This is a genomic window from Priestia aryabhattai B8W22, from assembly GCF_000956595.1.
Taxonomy (GTDB): Bacteria; Bacillota; Bacilli; order Bacillales; family Bacillaceae_H; genus Priestia; species Priestia aryabhattai.
Genome location: NZ_JYOO01000017.1, coordinates 76,280 through 94,514 on the forward strand (window position 1 = coordinate 76,280; position 18,235 = coordinate 94,514).

At 39.0% G+C, this 18,235-nt stretch carries 16 protein-coding genes and 1 pseudogene; 4 read left to right on the plus strand and 13 right to left on the minus strand.

Annotation, left to right across the window (positions count from 1 at the left end):
• Positions 1–457: 457 nt before the first annotated feature.
• Positions 458–949 carry a sigma-70 family RNA polymerase sigma factor gene (locus N178_RS14670; protein ID WP_045293088.1) on the plus strand — a complete coding sequence of 164 codons (492 nt, stop codon included), beginning with the start codon at positions 458–460 and terminating at the stop codon, positions 947–949.
• A gap of 100 nt (positions 950–1,049) precedes the next feature.
• Here N178_RS14670 and N178_RS14675 read toward each other — a convergent pair whose 3' ends face one another.
• From N178_RS14675 to garR, 4 genes are all read right to left on the minus strand, one after another.
• On the minus strand, positions 1,050–1,529 hold the full coding sequence (locus N178_RS14675) for a competence protein ComK (protein WP_045293090.1): 480 nt from the start codon (positions 1,527–1,529) through the stop codon (positions 1,050–1,052).
• 139 nt (positions 1,530–1,668) lie between these two features.
• Positions 1,669–3,027, minus strand: coding sequence for a GntT/GntP/DsdX family permease (locus N178_RS14680; RefSeq protein ID WP_013055857.1), 1,359 nt, complete (start codon positions 3,025–3,027; stop codon positions 1,669–1,671).
• A 106-nt stretch (positions 3,028–3,133) separates the two neighbouring features.
• Positions 3,134–4,573 (minus strand): four-carbon acid sugar kinase family protein, encoded by a 1,440-nt coding sequence (locus N178_RS14685; RefSeq protein WP_045293092.1) that lies wholly within the window; start codon positions 4,571–4,573, stop codon positions 3,134–3,136.
• Positions 4,570–5,472: a 2-hydroxy-3-oxopropionate reductase gene (gene garR, locus N178_RS14690; RefSeq protein ID WP_045293093.1), complete on the minus strand. Its 903-nt coding sequence runs from the start codon at positions 5,470–5,472 to the stop codon at positions 4,570–4,572. Before garR ends, N178_RS14685 begins: the two co-directional genes overlap by 4 nt.
• A 292-nt stretch (positions 5,473–5,764) precedes the next feature.
• Here garR and N178_RS14695 point away from each other — a divergent pair, with 292 nt between their 5' ends.
• Positions 5,765–6,388, plus strand: coding sequence for a GntR family transcriptional regulator (locus N178_RS14695; protein WP_045293095.1), 624 nt, complete (start codon positions 5,765–5,767; stop codon positions 6,386–6,388).
• A gap of 26 nt (positions 6,389–6,414) precedes the next feature.
• On the opposite strand, the gene N178_RS14700 is transcribed toward N178_RS14695, so the two are convergent.
• The 4 genes from N178_RS14700 to N178_RS14715 all read right to left on the minus strand — a co-directional run bounded on the left by N178_RS14700 (position 6,415) and on the right by N178_RS14715 (position 11,661).
• The gene (locus N178_RS14700) at positions 6,415–7,995 is read right to left on the minus strand and encodes an FMN-binding glutamate synthase family protein (RefSeq protein ID WP_045293096.1); all 1,581 of its coding nucleotides are present in this window, start codon (positions 7,993–7,995) and stop codon (positions 6,415–6,417) included.
• 43 nt (positions 7,996–8,038) lie between these two features.
• Positions 8,039–9,760, minus strand: coding sequence for a pyruvate oxidase (locus tag N178_RS14705; protein WP_045293097.1), 1,722 nt, complete (start codon positions 9,758–9,760; stop codon positions 8,039–8,041).
• Positions 9,761–9,861: 101 nt separating this feature from the next.
• Entirely contained in the window at positions 9,862–10,629 is a 768-nt protein-coding gene (locus tag N178_RS14710; protein ID WP_045293098.1) for a tyrosine-protein phosphatase, read from the minus strand.
• A gap of 279 nt (positions 10,630–10,908) precedes the next feature.
• Entirely contained in the window at positions 10,909–11,661 is a 753-nt protein-coding gene (locus N178_RS14715) for a CpsB/CapC family capsule biosynthesis tyrosine phosphatase (protein WP_045293099.1), read from the minus strand.
• A 313-nt stretch (positions 11,662–11,974) separates the two neighbouring features.
• Between N178_RS14715 and N178_RS14720 the strand changes: the two genes are divergently transcribed.
• Entirely contained in the window at positions 11,975–12,706 is a 732-nt protein-coding gene (locus tag N178_RS14720) for a DUF6270 domain-containing protein (RefSeq protein ID WP_045293101.1), read from the plus strand.
• 45 nt (positions 12,707–12,751) lie between these two features.
• Here the strand turns inward: N178_RS14720 and N178_RS14725 are convergent, their stop codons facing one another.
• Positions 12,752–13,513 (minus strand): epsX protein, encoded by a 762-nt coding sequence (locus N178_RS14725; RefSeq protein WP_045293103.1) that lies wholly within the window; start codon positions 13,511–13,513, stop codon positions 12,752–12,754.
• Positions 13,514–13,708: 195 nt separating this feature from the next.
• On the opposite strand from N178_RS14725, the gene tagU reads away from it, so the two are divergent.
• Positions 13,709–14,671, plus strand: a complete 963-nt coding sequence (tagU, locus tag N178_RS14730) for a polyisoprenyl-teichoic acid--peptidoglycan teichoic acid transferase TagU (RefSeq protein ID WP_045293105.1) — start codon at positions 13,709–13,711, stop codon at positions 14,669–14,671.
• Between the two features lie 40 nt (positions 14,672–14,711).
• On the opposite strand, the gene N178_RS14735 is transcribed toward tagU, so the two are convergent.
• The 4 genes and pseudogenes from N178_RS14735 to N178_RS14750 all read right to left on the minus strand — a co-directional run bounded on the left by N178_RS14735 (position 14,712) and on the right by N178_RS14750 (position 18,227).
• Positions 14,712–15,092, minus strand: a complete 381-nt coding sequence (locus N178_RS14735; RefSeq protein ID WP_043979836.1) for a triple tyrosine motif-containing protein — start codon at positions 15,090–15,092, stop codon at positions 14,712–14,714.
• 282 nt (positions 15,093–15,374) lie between these two features.
• Positions 15,375–16,133 (minus strand): annotated as a pseudogene (gene tagH, locus N178_RS14740) (teichoic acids export ABC transporter ATP-binding subunit TagH); the annotation flags it as partial.
• 16 nt (positions 16,134–16,149) lie between these two features.
• Positions 16,150–16,953: an ABC transporter permease gene (locus tag N178_RS14745; protein WP_045293108.1), complete on the minus strand. Its 804-nt coding sequence runs from the start codon at positions 16,951–16,953 to the stop codon at positions 16,150–16,152.
• Positions 16,950–18,227, minus strand: a complete 1,278-nt coding sequence (locus N178_RS14750; RefSeq protein ID WP_045293110.1) for a nucleotide sugar dehydrogenase — start codon at positions 18,225–18,227, stop codon at positions 16,950–16,952. The genes N178_RS14745 and N178_RS14750 overlap by 4 nt, the downstream gene beginning before the upstream one ends.
• Positions 18,228–18,235: the final 8 nt, after the last annotated feature.

Below are 18,235 nucleotides of genomic sequence, written 5' to 3' on the forward strand. Positions count from 1 at the left end.
TTTACCCGTTTTTAAAAACCAAATATATTCTGCCCACCCAACTTACATTCAATAGAATAAACAAAGAGACAAACACAAAAATACTCCACTGAATTTGCCCAAAAAGGTTCACCTAAGCGGCAGGCGCAAACCCGCAAGGGAGGGTGACTGCCGCTTAGGTCTAGCAACTCTACCATCACCGCTCTTTGGTGATGGTAGAGTTGCTACATCGATTGATATAAGAGTAATTATAGATTAGTAGAATTTGGAATGGGGGACCTTTCGTACGTAAAATCTCTACAAATACACGTATACTTCGCATATTTCCTAGCGAAACGTGAAGTTTCCGGGGAAATTACGTCACGTTTCTTAAAAAGAAAACATAATGTACGTTCATTCGCACAGGTGATCTTCCCCTTGTACAGTAGAGATACCGGCGGAATACAGCAAAAACGCGTTTTTGAAAAAGGAATGCTGCATGCAAAAAAGCTCGTTTGATCAAATCGCTTCATCTTTTCATCCATTAATTGTGTCGATGATTAAAAAATTTCATATTTACAAAGACTACGACGAATATTATCAAATTGCGTTGATTGGTTTATGGAGAGCGTATCAAAAATTTGATGAAAGCAAAGGCTCTTTTTCCGCTTATGCCTACACAACCGTGCGCGGTACGATCCTTTCTCATTTAAAAGGCACCATTTTATACGAAGAACGGGAAACACCTGCTGAGCAGAATCTGCTTTCACTGAACGAAGATCACGCTCTTCCCGTTCCTCTAGAAAGTGAAATCATCAAGCAGCATATCGAACACTTAACAGGGAGAGAAAAAATCTATGTACTCGAACATCTGCTAGAAGGCTACTCGTATAAAGATATTGCCTACAAATACGGAGTCTCCACGGGAGCCGTTAAAAACTGGGGAAAAGCAGCTCGCAAAAAGCTAAAGGCCTCGCTTCTTCAGGAGTAAGAAAAGGAGGAAGCTTATGATAAGCTTCCTCCTTCCGTTCATATGTGTAGTCCAAACGATTGTTCATATGTAGGACAAGTTTATTCGATAAATCGAACGATTATGCCAAGACAACGGGACTTTCTAAACAGTAATTACGAATAACAGCCGCTCTGGCCAGCTTTTTTTCTAAACTATAATAAGAAAGCTTCACTGGAATGAACGTTCCATCTTTGAAGTGAATTAGCATGGAGGTTGGATCAACTGTAGCAAGCGTGTGTGAAGTATGAACATGAGAGGCAAAAATCCAAGCGCAGCCATAGTCATTTGGCGAAGATGTCGGAAACGCAATGATGGCTTGTGAACGATTAATAACAAGCGGCGTAAGCTGTTTGTACGGAAACATTTTTCGAACGGCGGCAATCGATCCCTTAAACGTACTTAATTCTCGAATACACGCTTCTTCTAATAATTGCTTACACGTCTTGCTTAGCATGTATTCTCCTGCTTCATCCAGCACCTTCGTTCGGTGCACAGAATCGTTCACTGGAATTAATGCTTTTGTCGTCAAACCAATTTGATACTTTTCGTCATTTGTCATACATCTACCCCCTTTGCTACTTTATAACTATTCTATACTATCGAAACGGGAAAAATCTAGTCTTTTTTTCTCATTATTTGAAATATTTTGAATATATTTTATATCAAAGAAAAAAGCGCTGAAACCAGCGCTTTTTTTCTTAGATGAAAATGTCTAAAATAAGAACCATTGCAAACGCCGCAAATGATAGAATCGTTTCCATCACTGTCCACGTTTTTAACGTTTGAGCCACTGACATATTGAAGAATTCTTTGATTAACCAGAAACCAGAATCATTTACGTGCGATAGCATCACAGAACCTGCGCCTGTTGCTAGTACTAACAGCTCCGGACTTACGTTTGGCATCGTTGCTGCAATTGGTGCGACAATACCTGCTGCTGTTGTCATTGCCACTGTTGCTGAACCAACTGCTGCACGAATTAACCCGGCAATCACAAACGCTAGCACGATAGGAGAAAGATGGGCATCTTGAGCAAATCCTGCAATCGCGTCACCTACACCGCTTGCTGTTAAAATTTTATTAAAACCGCCGCCTGCACCGATGATTAAAATGATCGAAGCAACGGGTCCAAGACATTCGTTTGTGAATTTTAATAGATCGTCTTTGTTGTATCCTCTTGCAAAACCGAACGAGTAAAAAGCAAATACCAATGAAATTAAAAGCGCAACGATTGGACTTCCGATAAAGTTTGTTACGTAGCGAATCGTACTTGTTTCTGGATAAACAAACCCAGTGATCGTTGCTAAAAGCATTAATAGTACCGGAAGTAGGATCGTAAATAATGTAATGCCGAAGCCAGGAAGATCTTTATGCTTCGACTCTGTGAACTGCTCCATAATTTCACCCGTTGGTTCTACGTGAACACGGCGTGAAATGAACGATCCGTAAATAGGACCCGCCACGGCTGCAGCTGGAAATGCTACAACTAATGAATACAAAATCGTTTTACCTAAATCTGCTTTAAAGATATCCACCGCTAGCATCGCTGCCGGATGCGGAGGTACCAAACTGTGAACAACGGCTAAACCGGCAATTAATGATAAACCAATTTTAATAAGTGACGTACCCGTATGCTTGGCAATTACAAACACAAGCGGAATTAATAACACAACGCCAACTTGGAAAAAGACCGGGATACCGCAAATAACGGCTACAACCATCATTGCCCAGTGTACGTTCTTTTCACCGAACACTTTAATTAACGTGCGGGCAATACGCTCGGCTCCGCCTGACTCTGCCATCATTTTACCTAACATCGTTCCAAGACCAAGAACAATCGCGATAAATCCTAAGACGCTCGCTACTCCTTCTTGGAAAGCCGTTACGATATCAGGCAGCTTCATTCCTGAAATAAGACCCATAAACAAAGCCGCAACAATTAGCGCTACGAACGGATTTGTTTTAAACTTAGCAATTAAAAAGATCAGTCCGACAATCGATACAATCGCATACAGCAAAAGACTTGCTTCATGACTTAATCCGAATACTGAATTCATATGTTCATCCCCTTAGTGTGACCATTTTTCATGTACGTACATCCAAATAATGTATACGCTTTCAAATATTTTCTAAAGTGAACGCACCTCGTACGTTCACTTCTTTCTATTTACTTAGTAATTCAACCGTTTCTCGAAGCGTTGTTTTGGCTCCAACATTCCCAGGGAAAATGATGTATGCAATGCCTGGAAACTTGCTTTCCTCTCCCGTTACCCATACCGGAATGCCGGGTTTGATTTGTCCAGCAACCGTCGCACGCTTTACAGATAAGCCGTTTACGCCAATATCACTTGACGTAATGCCGCCTTTTGCGACGATAAAGTTTGGACGAACGTTCAAGCGGCGAACAATGCTTGTAACCGCATCTGAAATTTTTACCGATAATTTAAGCTCTTCTTCTTTTTTGCCTTCGCCAAGATCTAAGCGCTCGCGTCTTGTATACACAGCTACCGTTTGACCTTTGGAAATAAGCTTTTCTGCTTCATTGATAATACGATTCACTTCTTCTTCAAACTTTTCAGGTTCTAAGACAAGATGACAATCAAATTCAATAAATTCAATGAAGCTGCATTTCTTTAATTCTTCTAACTGCTCTGTTGTTTTTTTTACGTGCGAGCCAACCATAATTAATCCGCCGTTTGACGACTTTTCTTTAATGAGCTCTTCTTTTGTTAAAAGGTCTTTGTCGCTCACTCCGCCCATCACTTTTGTTAAAGCCGCAGCGCTTCGATACATAAAGTGCTTTCCAAGCTTCATCGCGCGAAGAAGCGCAATCGTCACAACTTTCACGTCTACGTAATCCACTGCGTTCACAATTACTTTGTTAAAGTCTTTCACTTCCATTAACTGATTTGTAATCGTTACTAAATCAAGGGCACGAATGCTCCCGAGCGAAATATACGTCGTATGACTTGCTTTGAATTTCCCTTCTGACTTTTCTTCTACCCACTCGCCTAAATGAGACTTGCTGTAGCCAAACGTACGGTCTTTTGCAAATTCCGTTTCTCCCGCCGGCACTAAGTAGTCTTCATCTTGCACGTAGTGAATGTTATCAATCGTAAAGCGTCCGCCTTCTTTAAAGAAAGGAAAAATCACTTCGCCGTGGAGCACTTGATTGGAGTGCTGTTCAACGGTTTTCTTTAATACTTCTGTTTCTAACGGGTAGTGACCGCGAAGAGTCGAATCACCTCTGCTGATAATTAAAAACTCTTTATCTACTTCAGCCGCTACCTCTGTAATAACAGCAGCAATGTCCGCGTGGGCTTTTTCCGTTTCAGAAGCGGTAAATCCGCGTGAATTCGTTAGGATAAAAAACATGGAGTTTTCTTCTAAAAACCCTTGCTTAATGCTGTCTTTGCTCCAGTCTGTATAGACGGAAATACCGTTAACCGTTTGAACACCCGTTGGATCATCGTCTAGCACAATGATTTTTTGATTAAACGTCAGAAGCTCTTCGTCGAGCATTTTTTGTACAAGTGCATCATCGACCGCTGGAATGTTTTTAAACACATCGCTTACAAGACGTTTTTCCTGCTGTTTAATCATGCTTCCACCTTCTTTTTCACTTCAACGTTTGCTAACTTTTCATAGTACTGTACAATTCCGCCGTGATCATCGCTTGCTTTTCCGTCTACTTTTAACGCGTGGAAAATTTCCACCAGCTGACTTGAAAGCGGAAGCGGTACGCCAATGTCATGAGCCGTTTCCATCACGTTTGTCATATCTTTTAAGTTAATATCAATGCGTCCCCCTGCTACGAAGTTGCGGTCTAAAATAAGCGGCACTTTTGCATCTAATACAGCGCTTCCTGCTAATCCGCCGCGAATCGCTTGATACATTTTTTCAACGTCAATGCCTGCTTTGGCTGCTAGCACAAGTGCTTCAGACATCGCTGCAATGTTTAAGTTCACAATGACTTGGTTCGCAAGCTTAGCCGTTACGCCGCTTCCGTTGTCTCCAACAAGCGTTACTTCTGCTCCCATCGCATAAAGAATAGATGAAACGCTTTCAAAGATGTGCTCATTTCCACCGACCATAATCGCAAGCGTGCCGTCAATTGCTTTTGGCTCTCCGCCGCTAACCGGAGCGTCTAGCATGTGAATTCCTTTTTGTGCAAGTTCAGCCGCAATTTCTTTTGATGCTACCGGTGAAATGGAACTCATATCAATGATAACGCTTCCTTCTTTGGCGCTATGAATTAACCCTTCTTCTCCAAGCACCACGCTTTTTACATGATGTGAAGCCGGAAGCATCGTGATCATCACGTCGCTGTTCACTGCAACTTCAGCAAGACTTTCTGCTCCAAATCCTCCTGCTGCTTTCACTTCTTCTACTGCTGCTTTATTAATATCGTAAACCGTTACCTCAAAGCCTGCTTTTAATAAATTGAGCGTCATCGGTTTTCCCATAATTCCAAGTCCAATAAATCCAACGCGTTTTGTCATTTTCGTTTCCTCCCCTTGTTGTATACGTTTTCAAATATGTTTTAAAAAATAATGTATACGTTAAAATATTTTTGTATACATTTCTGATAATTTTGTATACACTCATCATATTCGCATTCTATTTATTTGTCTAGCCTTTTTTTAAATGAAATTTATTTCCAAAACCGAAACTTTCCGTCCCACCTTTTCACAAGTTATAGTATGATTTGGGTATACGCGTACAAAATGATTAAAAATAAAGAGAGAAAGAGACGAGATTTTCTCGTGTCGAATGCTAGAGGTGAAGTAGAGTATGTTAAGAAATCAAGGTTCTCGTTCGTCTCATCACCCTTCTTATGAGATGATTCGAGATAAAATTTTAAACGGTGAGCTTGAAGGCGGTACAAAAATCGTCGAAGAAAAATTAGCGAGCGAGCTTGGATTCAGCCGAACGCCGATTCGTGATTCCATTAGACGCTTAGAATATGAAGGACTGATTGTTCGAAAAAAAGTGGTGTCGCCGACAGAAAAAGATTTACGCAACTTGTTTGAAGTGCGAATGCTGCTAGAAGGCTCAGCTTCTAAAGCTGCAGCGACTTTTTTGTCTGATAACGAATTAGAAGAATTAAAGGAATGCGTAGACATCGGAAGAAACGGCTCGTTTGAAGAAATTATGAGCGCAAATGAACGTTTTCACGCCATTATTGTGAACGCAAGCAACAATGACGTAATGATTAACATCATCGACCGCATGCAGTCGATCATTTACTTATTCCGTCACACTGTGGTGTTTTACAACCGCCCGTTTTTAATTGACGAACATGAAAACATTTATAACGCGATTAAAGAACGCAATGCTGAAAAAGCAGAAGCATTAATGCAAGAGCACCTACAAAAAGACTTAGAGTTTTGCCTGCATTTGCTTCAAAGAAGATAATAAAAAAGCTGCCAATCGGCAGCTTTTTATACGTACATCTTTTCTTTTAGAGAAATATCAGCTAACTGTCCGCTGCTGTTTTTAAATACTACATGTTTCTTTGAAAACTTCGTTGGCGAATCAATACCGGCTGCTGCGGCTAAATTAAACAATCCTTCACGTAATGACAGCACGTAGTTGCACACGCGGTATGACTTTTCTTCAATAATAAGCGCTTTTTGCAGCTTTGGATCTGTTGTCGCTACGCCCACGGGACATCTGTTATTGTGACAAACTTGCGCTTGAATACAGCCAACAGAAAACATAAATCCTCTGGCAATATTAACGCAGTCAGCACCCAGTGATAAAGCCGTCGCAACTTTATCAGCCGTTAGCAGCTTGCCCGATGCAAAAAGCTTTACTTCATCACGAACGCCATATTTTTTAAGCAGTTCATCCACAAAAGGAAGGCCTGAAAACAGCGGTACGCCCGCTCCGTCTGCTAATTCTTGAAACGATGCCCCTGTTCCTCCTTCTGCTCCGTCGACCGTAATAAAGTCAGGACCGCTTCCCGTCTCTTTCATATACGCCGCCATTTCTTCAAGGTCATTTGTGTTGCCGACAACCATTTTAATGCCTACTGGCTTGCCGCCCACATTTCGAAGTTTTTCAATAAACTGGAACATTTCAGGATACGACGCGAACTCTTTAAAACGGTTTGGGCTGTCTACCGATTCTCCTGGCTGTAAGTTGCGGATTTCGGCGATTTCTTCCGTTACTTTTGAACCGTCTACGTGACCGCCTCGCGTTTTGGCTCCTTGGGCGAGCTTAATTTCAAACGCTTTGATTTGCTGCATTTCACTTTTCTTTTTAAATTCTTCCCATGAAAATTCGCCTTCTTTTGTCCGAACGCCAAAAAGCCCTGGCCCAATTTGAAAAATGATATCGACGTTTCCTTTTAAATGATACGGTGACAGTCCGCCTTCTCCCGTGTTCATCCACGTGCCGCCTGCTCGTCCTAACCCTAGGGATAAAGCCGTAATCGCGTGGTCACCAAGCGCTCCAAAGCTCATGCCGGACTGGCCGATTAATCCTTTTACAACAAACGGTTTTTTGCATGAAGGACCTATAACAACCGCTTCTTCATCCCGCAAATAAAACGGATCCGCTTCTTTTTCTTCTCGGTGCTCTCTTCGGCTGAATAAGTTATCGGCGTCCATTTTATATACTTTTGTTTTAATTTTTGTCGTATTATCCGCTTTCATTTCATCGCGCTGCTTTGGAAATACCGCGTTTCGAATATAATAGCCAGGTTCGTTAAAATCACGCTCTGAGCCAAACCCCATCATTCGGTTGAGGTATTTACCTGATTTAACGGTTTGCTCGTATTGATTTCTAGAAAACGGCTTGCCTTCGTTATTATTTAAAAATAAATACTGACGCAGTTCAGGCCCCATTTTCTCAAAAATATAGCGCATTTTCCCGAGCAGCGGATAGTTTCTCAAAACCGAATGCTCTTCTTGTTTTTCATCTTTCATCCAAAGAATAATAGCCATAATAACCGGCACTACAATCACAAGCATCATGACCGCACCAAAAATAAGTAAAATGATTTCAAACACTCCCATGATATCCCTCCTAAAAAGACTCTCCTGTAAGGAGAGTCACTGATTAAAGCATTCTGCTTAGTCCTTTTCGAAGCGGCGGCATTTCGAGCTCATGTTCTTTAAAGAACTTTTTCATGATGTGCTTCGAATAATTGGCTGCTTGTCCAAATGAAATTTTACCTGGAAGCGGCGGCTCATCCGCAATAACGACATCAATCACCACAGGGACATTCGCAAGCGCTGCTTTTTCAAAAGCGGTTTCGAGCTCCTCGTATTTTTCAACGCGGTAGCCAATTCCTCCGCATGATTCAGCGAACTTCGCAAAGTTCATTTCCCCGAGCTGCGTTTGGTAATCCAAGTGACCTTGAATTGCTTGTTCATATTTAATCATCCCGATTTCACTATTATTGAGGACGACTACAACGATTGGCAGCTTGTACTTCACAGCGGTCACAAAGTCTTGCATGACCATCGTAAAGCCTCCGTCACCGCAAACGGCTACCGATTGTTTTTCAGGATGAGCAAGCTTTCCTGCAATCGCAGCTGGAAGTCCGCAGCCCATCGTTGCCAGCCAGCTTGAAATCACAAATTTTTGATTTGTCATGCGGAAATGTCTCGCCATCCATACCGTTACGTTCCCGACATCAACAGATACAATCGCATCATCATCGACGATTTTTTGCAGCTTAGGGATGACTTGCTGCGGCTTGATTGGCGTACTCACTTCGTTTTCTTCTTTTTCTACGTGTTTCCACCAGTTTTCCATATTAACTTGACACTCTTCTAAGAAACGGCGGTTTTCCTGGTAATCTAAATTATGCGTAAGCTGTGATAGGGTCGTTTTAGAGTCTCCGACTAATCCGATGGATACAGGATAGCGTCTGCCGATTTGTGTGGCATCAGAATCCAGCTGAATCGCTTCAACCCCGTCCGGTAAAAATTCACGGTATGGAAACGACGTTCCAATCATAATCAGCAAATCGGTTTCTTCCATCGCTTCATACGCCGGCTTCGTCCCAATTTGACCGAGCTGCCCTAGATTATAAGGGTGGTGATCAGGGAGTATTCCTTTGCCCGGAAGCGTAAAGATAATCGGCGCCGCAATTTTTTCCGCAAACTGCGCTAATTCAAGCTTCGCATGCTTGGCACCCGTTCCTGCTAAAATAACCGGTTTTTTCGCGTATTTAATCGCTAGAAGCGCTTTAGCTACATCTTCTGGGTCACTGTGAGAAATGCTTTTTGATACATTAGCAATTGGCGTTTTTTCATCAATTTTAATTGTTGAAGACGGAATATCATCTGGAATAACTAGAACTGCTACACCTTTTTTAGCGTAAGCCGTTCGAATCGCTTGCTGCAGCAAATGCGGAAACGATTCAGGCGAGTCTACTCGGTGATTAAACACCGACACATCATCAAAAACCCGTTCTAAGTTCACTTCTTGAAATGATTCATTGCCAAGCTTCGCACGAGGCACCTGTCCGGCTAGCACCAGAACCGGTGCACCGTCTGCTTTCGCATCATACAAACCATTTAACAAATGAATCGCACCCGGCCCTCCAATCGACAGACAGACGCCGATTTTGCCTGTGATTTTGGCGTAAGAAGATGCCGCAAGTGCGCCTACTTCCTCGTGACGGACTTGAATAAATTCAATTTCATCTTTTTCACTGCGCAAGTTGTCCATAAAATGATTGATGGAATCTCCCGGCATACCGAAAATGTGATCGATATTCCATTCTTTTAATACCGACATAGCTGCTTTTCCAGCTGTAGTTTTTATCATATTCAGCCTTCCTTTCTTTTAACGTTGTTTCTATTCCATACCACAATGAAAGAAAGACAAAACAAGGGACTTTCCCATTTTTATGGAAAAGCCCCTTGTTTTCAGCTGAATAATTTAAATAAACTAAATTTTTTCATCGGCTCAGGCTCTAATTGATGAACCGGACGACCGTCGATAATCGCCTCTGCATTTTCAATAAAAAAATAAAGTTCTGACGCACCGTACATATCGGAAATGTAATCATACGCTTTTGAAAGTGAATAGTCGTGGTAATTGCGAGCATGAACGCCAGAGGCAATCACGTGGGCTAAGCGGTATTTAATAAACGTACACGCCGCTTTTCTTTCTTTTTTTCCGTTTAAACCAAGAATACTAGCCGCGCTTAGCTGAATAAGTACGCCTTTTTTAACAAGCTCATACAAACGCTCAGGGTGATCTCGGAAAATCGGATGACATTCTGGTGAACGAAGAATAGGCACAATGCCTTTTGTTAGAAGATCAGACAGTATCTTTTCAAAATAAGGTGAGACATCATATTCAGGCAGTGAAAGAAACAAATATTTATCGGTGTGATTAAGCGTAAGAAGCTGATTTCGCTCATAGTTTCGCAGAAGTTGAGGCGATAAAGGGACAAGCTGACCTGGTAATACTTGAAGAGGAATACATGAATTCGTGAGCCATTCATTAGCTGCGTTCACATAGAGAAATAAATGGTGTTTCATAAACTCTTGATCGCTATCATAAAGAGGCGTCGCCACAACCGACTGAACACCTTGATCCGCTAAGGAGCGTGCCATCTTCAAAAAGCCGTCTACTTCCTCAGGTCCGCTATCGATATTAGGCAATATGTACGTATGAATATCAATCACTTTATTTCCCTCCCTGCGTTTTGTATAGCTCTATTCTACGACGATTTTAAATGTGAAACTATGTATTCTTCTCGACATTTACCACCACGAACCCCGGAAAACCGCGTACTTTCCTGTCATCTACTTAACTAACAATATTTTACTATCACTTTATGTGAAAACGCAAACATAATTTGTAAAATAACTCCAAATAATGATGATAAAAGAAGGGATTTAAATAGGTCTTTGTATGCAAATACCCTGATTAAACAGAAGTTAATCAGGGTACAAAGGGAAAAGTTAAAAGATTCCTAGAAATTTTGTTTTTTTGATGCGTTCAGGCTCTTGTTTATAAACAGCCTTCCCGCTCGCAATAGCCTCAGCATTTTCCATAAAATGATAGAGTTTACTGTTGCCGTATTTTTTAGAAACGGCTGAATAAGCTTTTTGCAGGCCGTACTGCTGATAGTTTTCACGATTCACGCCAGATGCAATCACGTGTGCTAATCCGTGATCAATGAACTGATAAGCTGCTTTTTTAGCTTTACTGCCGTTGCCGCCCAGCACACTTTGTGCAGACAGCTGAACGACTGCTCCATTTTTTACGAGCTTGTACAAGTGCGGAGGATTCTCCACAAATAATGAATGGCACTCAGGCTCATTTAAAACCGGTACAATACCTTTTAGCTGAAGCTCGTAAGCAATATTTTCTAACACTTCAATTTCCACGTCTTGCGGAATGTGTAAAAACATATATTTTTCATTTTCATTTATTGTCATCGTGTAATACTCTTCATTTGATACAATCATATTGGTAGAGGCAATTACTTTTTGACCTGGTAAAACGCTTAACGAAATAGAAGATTTTCTTAACCATTCATTCGCAAGATCGACATCTTCTCTACAGCTGGAATCTTTTCCGTTATAAAGAGGTGCTGCTACGACTTCTGTTACTCCTTGTTTCACTAATACATTTGCCATCTCTAAAAATTCTTCTACACTTTTGGGACCACTGTTCACATTTGGCAAGATATTGGTATATATATCTATCATTTTTTTCTCCTCTTTCTATGCCTCAGATCATGGATAGTATTCCATGAATTATATTATATCACAGGGCTTTTTTTCTATCTTCTAGCATAAGTATCTATTTTTGCTCATGCTCTCTTTTGGGATTGATAGACGTTCCTTTTGTATTGAAATGTAACATTCTTTTCTTGAAGAAAATGTTAAAAATAAATAATGGAAAATTAACGAGATAGAAAGTGAGTAAATATACCTAAACACTGATTGACTTTTCTCTTCTTCTTCGTTTATAGTTTTTCTATATGTGTCTAAAAATGAGAAAATATTGTAGGAGTTGTAGATGAATTTGAAGAAAAAAATTGACATTCTAGGAAGCTGTGTTTCTAGAGACCCTTTTGCTATGTTTGACCATCAATATGAAATTAATGAGTATTTTGCTAGAACGAATATTATATCGCTAGCATCCAAACCTGTTGGACTTTCCATTCGAGGCATCCACATTGAGTCCAAATTCCAGCGTAGAAGTGTATACAATGATCTTAATAAACTTTTCTTAAAACATGTGGATGAAGAGCCTGCCGACACGTTAATCATTGACTTACTCTCTGAAAGATTAAGACTTATGAAACGCGGAGAATCTTACATCGCCCTTTCCAAAGAATTTGCTCAATCTAATTTAATGAATGATTTAAAGAGTAAAAGAATTGTAGAACGCACTGATGAATTATGGGAAAGTTCTGCTGATAAAATATGCGAAAGAATCAACGCAAGCAGCATTTCAAAAGTCATTATTCATAAAGCGTTTTGGAAAGAAAAATATGTAGATAAAGAAGGAAACGTTCAAGTTTTTGAAAATCAAGACGAAATTCAACGTCACAATCAGCAATTAGAGTATATGTATACATACCTTGGCAACAAAATTAACAATAGTACATACCTTGAAATAAAAGAAGAATTTATGGCAGATGAAAATCACAAATGGGGTCTTACGCCAAGACACTATCAACCAGCTTATTATGAAAGATTTTTAGAGCAGCTTAACGCTTTACTTTTACCTGTTGTAACAAATTAAAAAATAAAAGCACGAACCTTCTTTATAAGGTAGCGTGCTTTTTCATTATGAATTCGTAAAATACTCAGAGAGAAATTTAAACCATACCTTCTCTCCTTCTTCGTTCGGTTGGCCATTTTCATCAGATAAATACTTTAAAATGTCTTCCTCATTATAATCTGGCCATGCACTCCAGTGATTTACAAACTCGTATCCATTTTCTTTAGCAAAGGTTCCTAAAGCCTTTACGTCGTTAGGGTAATTTTGAGCTTGATAGACCGGAGCTGATGGTTGAAAAATAGTAACTAGGTCTTTATTTTCACTTTCAATATGCTTCATAATAATTTGCAAGTTATCAATTGTATTGTTAATACCTACTACGCCGTTATCATTTAATAAAAATGGTTCAAAAAGCAAGATATCAGGCTTTGCTTTTGTAATTTCTTCATACGTTTTTGATTTCACAAATTGTAATGTATTCATTTGTTTGTATTCATACAACTCTACATTTATTAAATCTGTCCCATATGTATCTTCTACTTTATCTTTCAATAAAGTTCCCCACGTCTTTACGTTTTTCTCAGGAGCAGACCCCACAATTACAAGTTTTACAGGATTTCCTGTTTTCTTTGCCTTTTCTAATTTCTTTACAATTGATTCCGGCAAGTTCTTAGTCTCACTTTGCATATCCTTTTTTGTTTCGGCTGCGCTTACTCTTGTAGGCTTTGTTTCGAACTGTTTGTCTAATTGATGATTCCAGTACATCTTTCCTGCTACTAAAGACGAGATAAAGATGAGAATAGCAAATACATTAATTAAAATTTTCATAAAATGTCTCCCTTACTATATCTTTCTTTTTTTCTTTTATTATAATATAATTTTAAAGTACATGAAGAAATTTGATTAAATTTGTCATTTTTTTAATCATTTTGACGTGTTTTACAATGAAAAAGATAAGAATAATGGCTTACATAGAAGACATTTATTTTATCAATACATAAAGAAAAGGAAGAGAGGTTCCACATGGAAGAACAAGTACAACCTTCAAATGCGCGCAGACGCAAACGAAAAAAACCGAAAAAGAAACGCGCGTTTAAAATTATTCTTGGTATTATTTTAGTATTAATTCTAGGTGTAGCAGGCTATGCATATAGCATATGGCATTCCGTTGAAAAGACATTTACACAAACACACGAACCTTTAAAACGTGATGTATCTGAAAAACGTTCAAATAAAGTGAGTTTGGAAAACGGCGATCCTATTTCTATTTTACTATTAGGAGTAGATCAGCGTGCTGGTGACCGCGGACGTTCAGATTCTACTATTTTAATGACGGTAAACCCAAAGACACAGTCTATGAAGATGGTCAGTATTCCACGTGATACGCGTACTGAAATTGTAGGAAAAGGCACACAAGATAAAATCAACCATGCTTATGCTTTTGGTGGTGTAGACATGGCCGTAAATACGGTAGAAAAATTCTTAGATGTTCCTGTAGACTACTACGTTCAAGTGAATATGGAAAGCTTTAAAGACATTGTAGACGCTGTTGGCGGCGTAACTGTAAATAATACTCTTGCATTTGATTATGACGGCTACAGCTTCCAAAAAGGCCCTCTAACGTTAGATGGTAAAGAAGCATTGGCTTTCACCCGTATGCGTAAACAAGACCCTCGCGGTGACTTTGGACGTCAGCAGCGTCAGCGTCAAGTAATTGAAGGAGTTATCGATGAAGGAGCTAGCGTTCAATCTTTAACAAATTACGGTACAATTCTAGATGCAATTGGCCAAAATGTAAAAACAAATCTTACGTTTGATGACATGAAGCAAATTCAATCAAACTATAAAGACGCACGTAAAAATTCAGAACAGCTCCAAATAGATGGAAAAGGCGAGAAGATTAATGGTATCTACTATTATGCCGTATCCGATGACACGCGTAACCAACTATCTGCTGAATTAAAAGAAAGTTTAAATCTAAAATAAAAAAAGATCGCGGGAGATATCCCGTGATCTTTTTTATTTATTATGATTTTGTTACTTTTACTAACTCTGTGCTTTTAGCAACAGCTTTTTCTTTTCCAGCTTTCACGTATACGCGTACACGATAGTCGCCAGACTTCGTTAGCTTATAAGCCAACTCTTTTTTTGAAGAGTAAGGGATTTTTTGGAATAACTTGCCGTCTTTATAAACGGAATAAGCGTATTTAAGGTCTTTCCCTTCCGCTGTTGTTTTTACTTCTAAGCGTTTGTCTCCTACGTTTTTAATAGAGACTTTGTTTAATGCTGTTTTTTCTTGTTGAGTTTGTTCCGTTTTAGTTGGTTTGCTCGCAGTTTCTTTGTCATTGCTGCAGCCTGTGAATAATAGCGCACCTGCTACGATTGGAATTAATACTTTTGCTTTCATTAGAGATCCTCCTTGAATAGTAGATATATCAATCTACATATCTATTCTCAATATTATTAAAATGCTTTATAAACCTTATGTATAAAACATTAAAATCGCTAAAAACAAAGACAGCATAGATAAAATGCCTACTTGACAATAAAGCTTGAACGTTTTTCGTCTTTTTTGTTTTCGTTCACGTCGCTTTGTACGCTGCTCTAATGAGTATAAAGGCTGATCATACTCACTCTTTTCATTCATCAAGGCATATTCATCTTTTGCCTGATTAGCCAGCATATCTAGTTTATACTGCTTTTTCTCTTCATCAGTTAATCCATTAAACCATTTAACAAACTCTTTATATTTTTCTAAAACAACACGAGTGCCGCCAAATTGTTTTAACTCTCCAAAGTGAATCCACATGACCTTGTTGCACACACTGCGAATTTGAGTCAACGAATGACTGATAAAGAAAATAGTTTTACCTTGTTCTTTAAATTCATTAATCTTTTTCAAACACTTATCGTAAAATGTTTGATCTCCTACTGATAAAGCCTCATCGACTACCAGTATGTCAGGATTAGTATGAACCGAAATGGCAAATCCAAGCCTCGATTTCATACCGCTCGAATAGTTTTTAACAGGCTGAGTAATAAATTTTCCGATATCAGCAAATTCGATGATATCAGGAGTGATTTTTTTAATCTCTCCTTTCGTTAGTCCATGCATCAGACACTTCAATTCGATATTTTCTAATCCATTTAAGTTATTATTTAACCCTACCGAAATAGCAATTAATGATGTTTCACCATTAATTTTAATATCACCTGACGTCTGAGGCACAACTTGCGACAGCAAGTTAGAAAGAGTTGATTTTCCTGATCCGTTAATTCCCACAACACCAATGGTTTCTCCTTCGTTCACGGAAAAAGAAATGTTTCTTAGTGCGTAAAAGCTTTCATTTTTCTTTTTTGGAAAGAAAATCTCGAGCAGTTTATCAGATCTTTTTTTATATAAAACATACTTTTTACTAACGTTCTTAAACTGAACTTTTAGTGCCATAGATTACGCTCCTAGATTACAAGTAATCGATGAATTTATTTCTGAATTTTAAATGCAGGATTGATCCTACTGTTAGTATTAATAATGTGATAACCCAAAAATATAATGTATATATCCAATCCTCATAAAACCAACCGTAACCTAACAATGAATATCTAAATCCTTGCACGATGTAAAAGAGAGGATTTAATTTTAAAATCGTTTCATATACATGTGACAATTTAGACGTATCCCATAAAATAGGCAATAAGTAAAGCACCATTCTCATTAATGATTGTAATACTTGCTGAAAATCTCTTATTAACGTTGAAATAGTTGATGTTAGCAGCGTAAGCGCAAATAAAAACACAAATAGCGCTACTAAATAATATGGCAATTGAAGTAAATACCATCCTGGATTAATTCCATAAATAACGAAGATAACTCCCATAACCAGCATCATGATGATGAACTGAAAACTGTTGCTGACAATTGTGACAGTTGGCAGTACACTGACTGGAAACTTCATTTTTGAAACCAAATTTACCCTTGCGTACACACTGTTTGAACCTTGAGTAATGGAAGGACTAATAAAAAACCAAGGGATTAACCCAGCAATTAGCCATACGAAGAATGGAATTCCATGTACGGGTGCGCCTCCACGAATTCCTAATCCAAAAACAAGCCAGTACAGAAGAATCTGTATGGCAGGTCCTAAAAACTGCCATACAGCTCCAAGATAGTGCATTTGGTATTTACTTTTTGCATCATAAAGAGATAATCTCAATATCAAATGAAAATTCGAGGATTGTTCTTTCAAAATCCTCCCTACAGAATTCATGCCATTACTTCTTCCTTCTTAAGAAATGCATGTAGGTTACCATAGTTAATATAGCTGAAATTGTCAGAACGGTTAGCTACCACGTTTTTCGTATCAAAAATACGTTTTGTTGCCATACCTTCTAATTCGCTCCAGTTTAATTCTTTAAATTCATTATGGTCTGTTAACACAAGAACTAAATCAGAGTTACGTACAGCTTCCTTGATATCTTGTTCAACCCAATCTTGTTCCACGTGAGGGTCAAATGCGCGAATTTCGTATTTGCCTTCTGCTTTTAATAGATCATAGATTTCCATTGCTGGACTTTCACGGATGTCGTCTACGTTTCCTTTATACGTTAAACCGAATACTGTTACAACACGGCCGTCTACTTTTTCCATTAGAGCATTTGTGTTATCTACTACGTATTGAGGCATAGACGTGTTAATTGTTCTTGCTAGATTAATAAGCTGAGCTGTTTTAGGTGCTTTTGCAACGATGAAATATGGGTCTACAGCCAAGCAGTGTCCGCCTACACCCGGCCCAGGTGTATGAAGGTTTACACGCGGATGCTTATTAGCCATTTGAACAACTTCTAATGCATCGATTTCTAATTCGTTACATACTTTTGTTAATTCGTTTGCTAACGCGATGTTTACGTCACGGAATGTGTTTTCCATTAGTTTTGACATTTCTGCTGTTTTTGCATCTGTTTTAATGATTTCACCTTGTACAAACGTGCTGTATACCATTGCACCAGCTTCTGTACAATTTGGTGTAAGCCCTCCAACAATACGGTTGTTGTGGATTAGTTCGTGAAGAATTTGTCCTGGAAGTACACGTTCTGGACAATGTACTAAGAACACATCTTTACCAACTTCAAAACCTGCTGCTTCTACTAACGGTTTCACATGGTCATCCATGCTGCGCGGTGCGATTGTAGATTCTACGATTAATACGTTTCCTTTTTCTAAGTAAGGAATTACGTTGCTTACAGCACTTAATACATATGATAGATCACAAGATTTGTGTTGGTCATCATGGTTTGGTGTTGGTACAGCTACGATGAATGCATCTGCTTTTTCAGGCTGTAATGCTGCGCGGAATGTACCTTTTTCAATTACTTCATTTAATGCTTCCTGCAGACCAGGCTCTTCTAAATGGATTTTTCCATTGTTTAATGATTCAATCACGCGTTGACTTACGTCGACACCTACAACGTCCACATCATGTTTTGCAAACATAATAGACGTTGGTAATCCAATATATCCTAATCCTACTGTACAAAGTTTCATTTTATTTC

Coding starts and splice junctions, on each gene's coding strand:
- N178_RS14670 (WP_045293088.1), top strand. CDS start 458: ATGCAAAAAAGCTCGTTTGATCAAATCGCTTCATCTTTTCATCCATTA.
- N178_RS14675 (WP_045293090.1), bottom strand. CDS start 1,529: ATGACAAATGACGAAAAGTATCAAATTGGTTTGACGACAAAAGCATTA.
- N178_RS14680 (WP_013055857.1), bottom strand. CDS start 3,027: ATGAATTCAGTATTCGGATTAAGTCATGAAGCAAGTCTTTTGCTGTAT.
- N178_RS14685 (WP_045293092.1), bottom strand. CDS start 4,573: ATGATTAAACAGCAGGAAAAACGTCTTGTAAGCGATGTGTTTAAAAAC.
- garR (WP_045293093.1), bottom strand. CDS start 5,472: ATGACAAAACGCGTTGGATTTATTGGACTTGGAATTATGGGAAAACCG.
- N178_RS14695 (WP_045293095.1), top strand. CDS start 5,765: ATGTTAAGAAATCAAGGTTCTCGTTCGTCTCATCACCCTTCTTATGAG.
- N178_RS14700 (WP_045293096.1), bottom strand. CDS start 7,995: ATGGGAGTGTTTGAAATCATTTTACTTATTTTTGGTGCGGTCATGATG.
- N178_RS14705 (WP_045293097.1), bottom strand. CDS start 9,760: ATGATAAAAACTACAGCTGGAAAAGCAGCTATGTCGGTATTAAAAGAA.
- N178_RS14715 (WP_045293099.1), bottom strand. CDS start 11,661: ATGATAGATATATATACCAATATCTTGCCAAATGTGAACAGTGGTCCC.
- N178_RS14720 (WP_045293101.1), top strand. CDS start 11,975: ATGAATTTGAAGAAAAAAATTGACATTCTAGGAAGCTGTGTTTCTAGA.
- N178_RS14725 (WP_045293103.1), bottom strand. CDS start 13,513: ATGAAAATTTTAATTAATGTATTTGCTATTCTCATCTTTATCTCGTCT.
- tagU (WP_045293105.1), top strand. CDS start 13,709: ATGGAAGAACAAGTACAACCTTCAAATGCGCGCAGACGCAAACGAAAA.
- N178_RS14735 (WP_043979836.1), bottom strand. CDS start 15,092: ATGAAAGCAAAAGTATTAATTCCAATCGTAGCAGGTGCGCTATTATTC.
- N178_RS14745 (WP_045293108.1), bottom strand. CDS start 16,953: ATGAATTCTGTAGGGAGGATTTTGAAAGAACAATCCTCGAATTTTCAT.
- N178_RS14750 (WP_045293110.1), bottom strand. CDS start 18,227: ATGAAACTTTGTACAGTAGGATTAGGATATATTGGATTACCAACGTCT.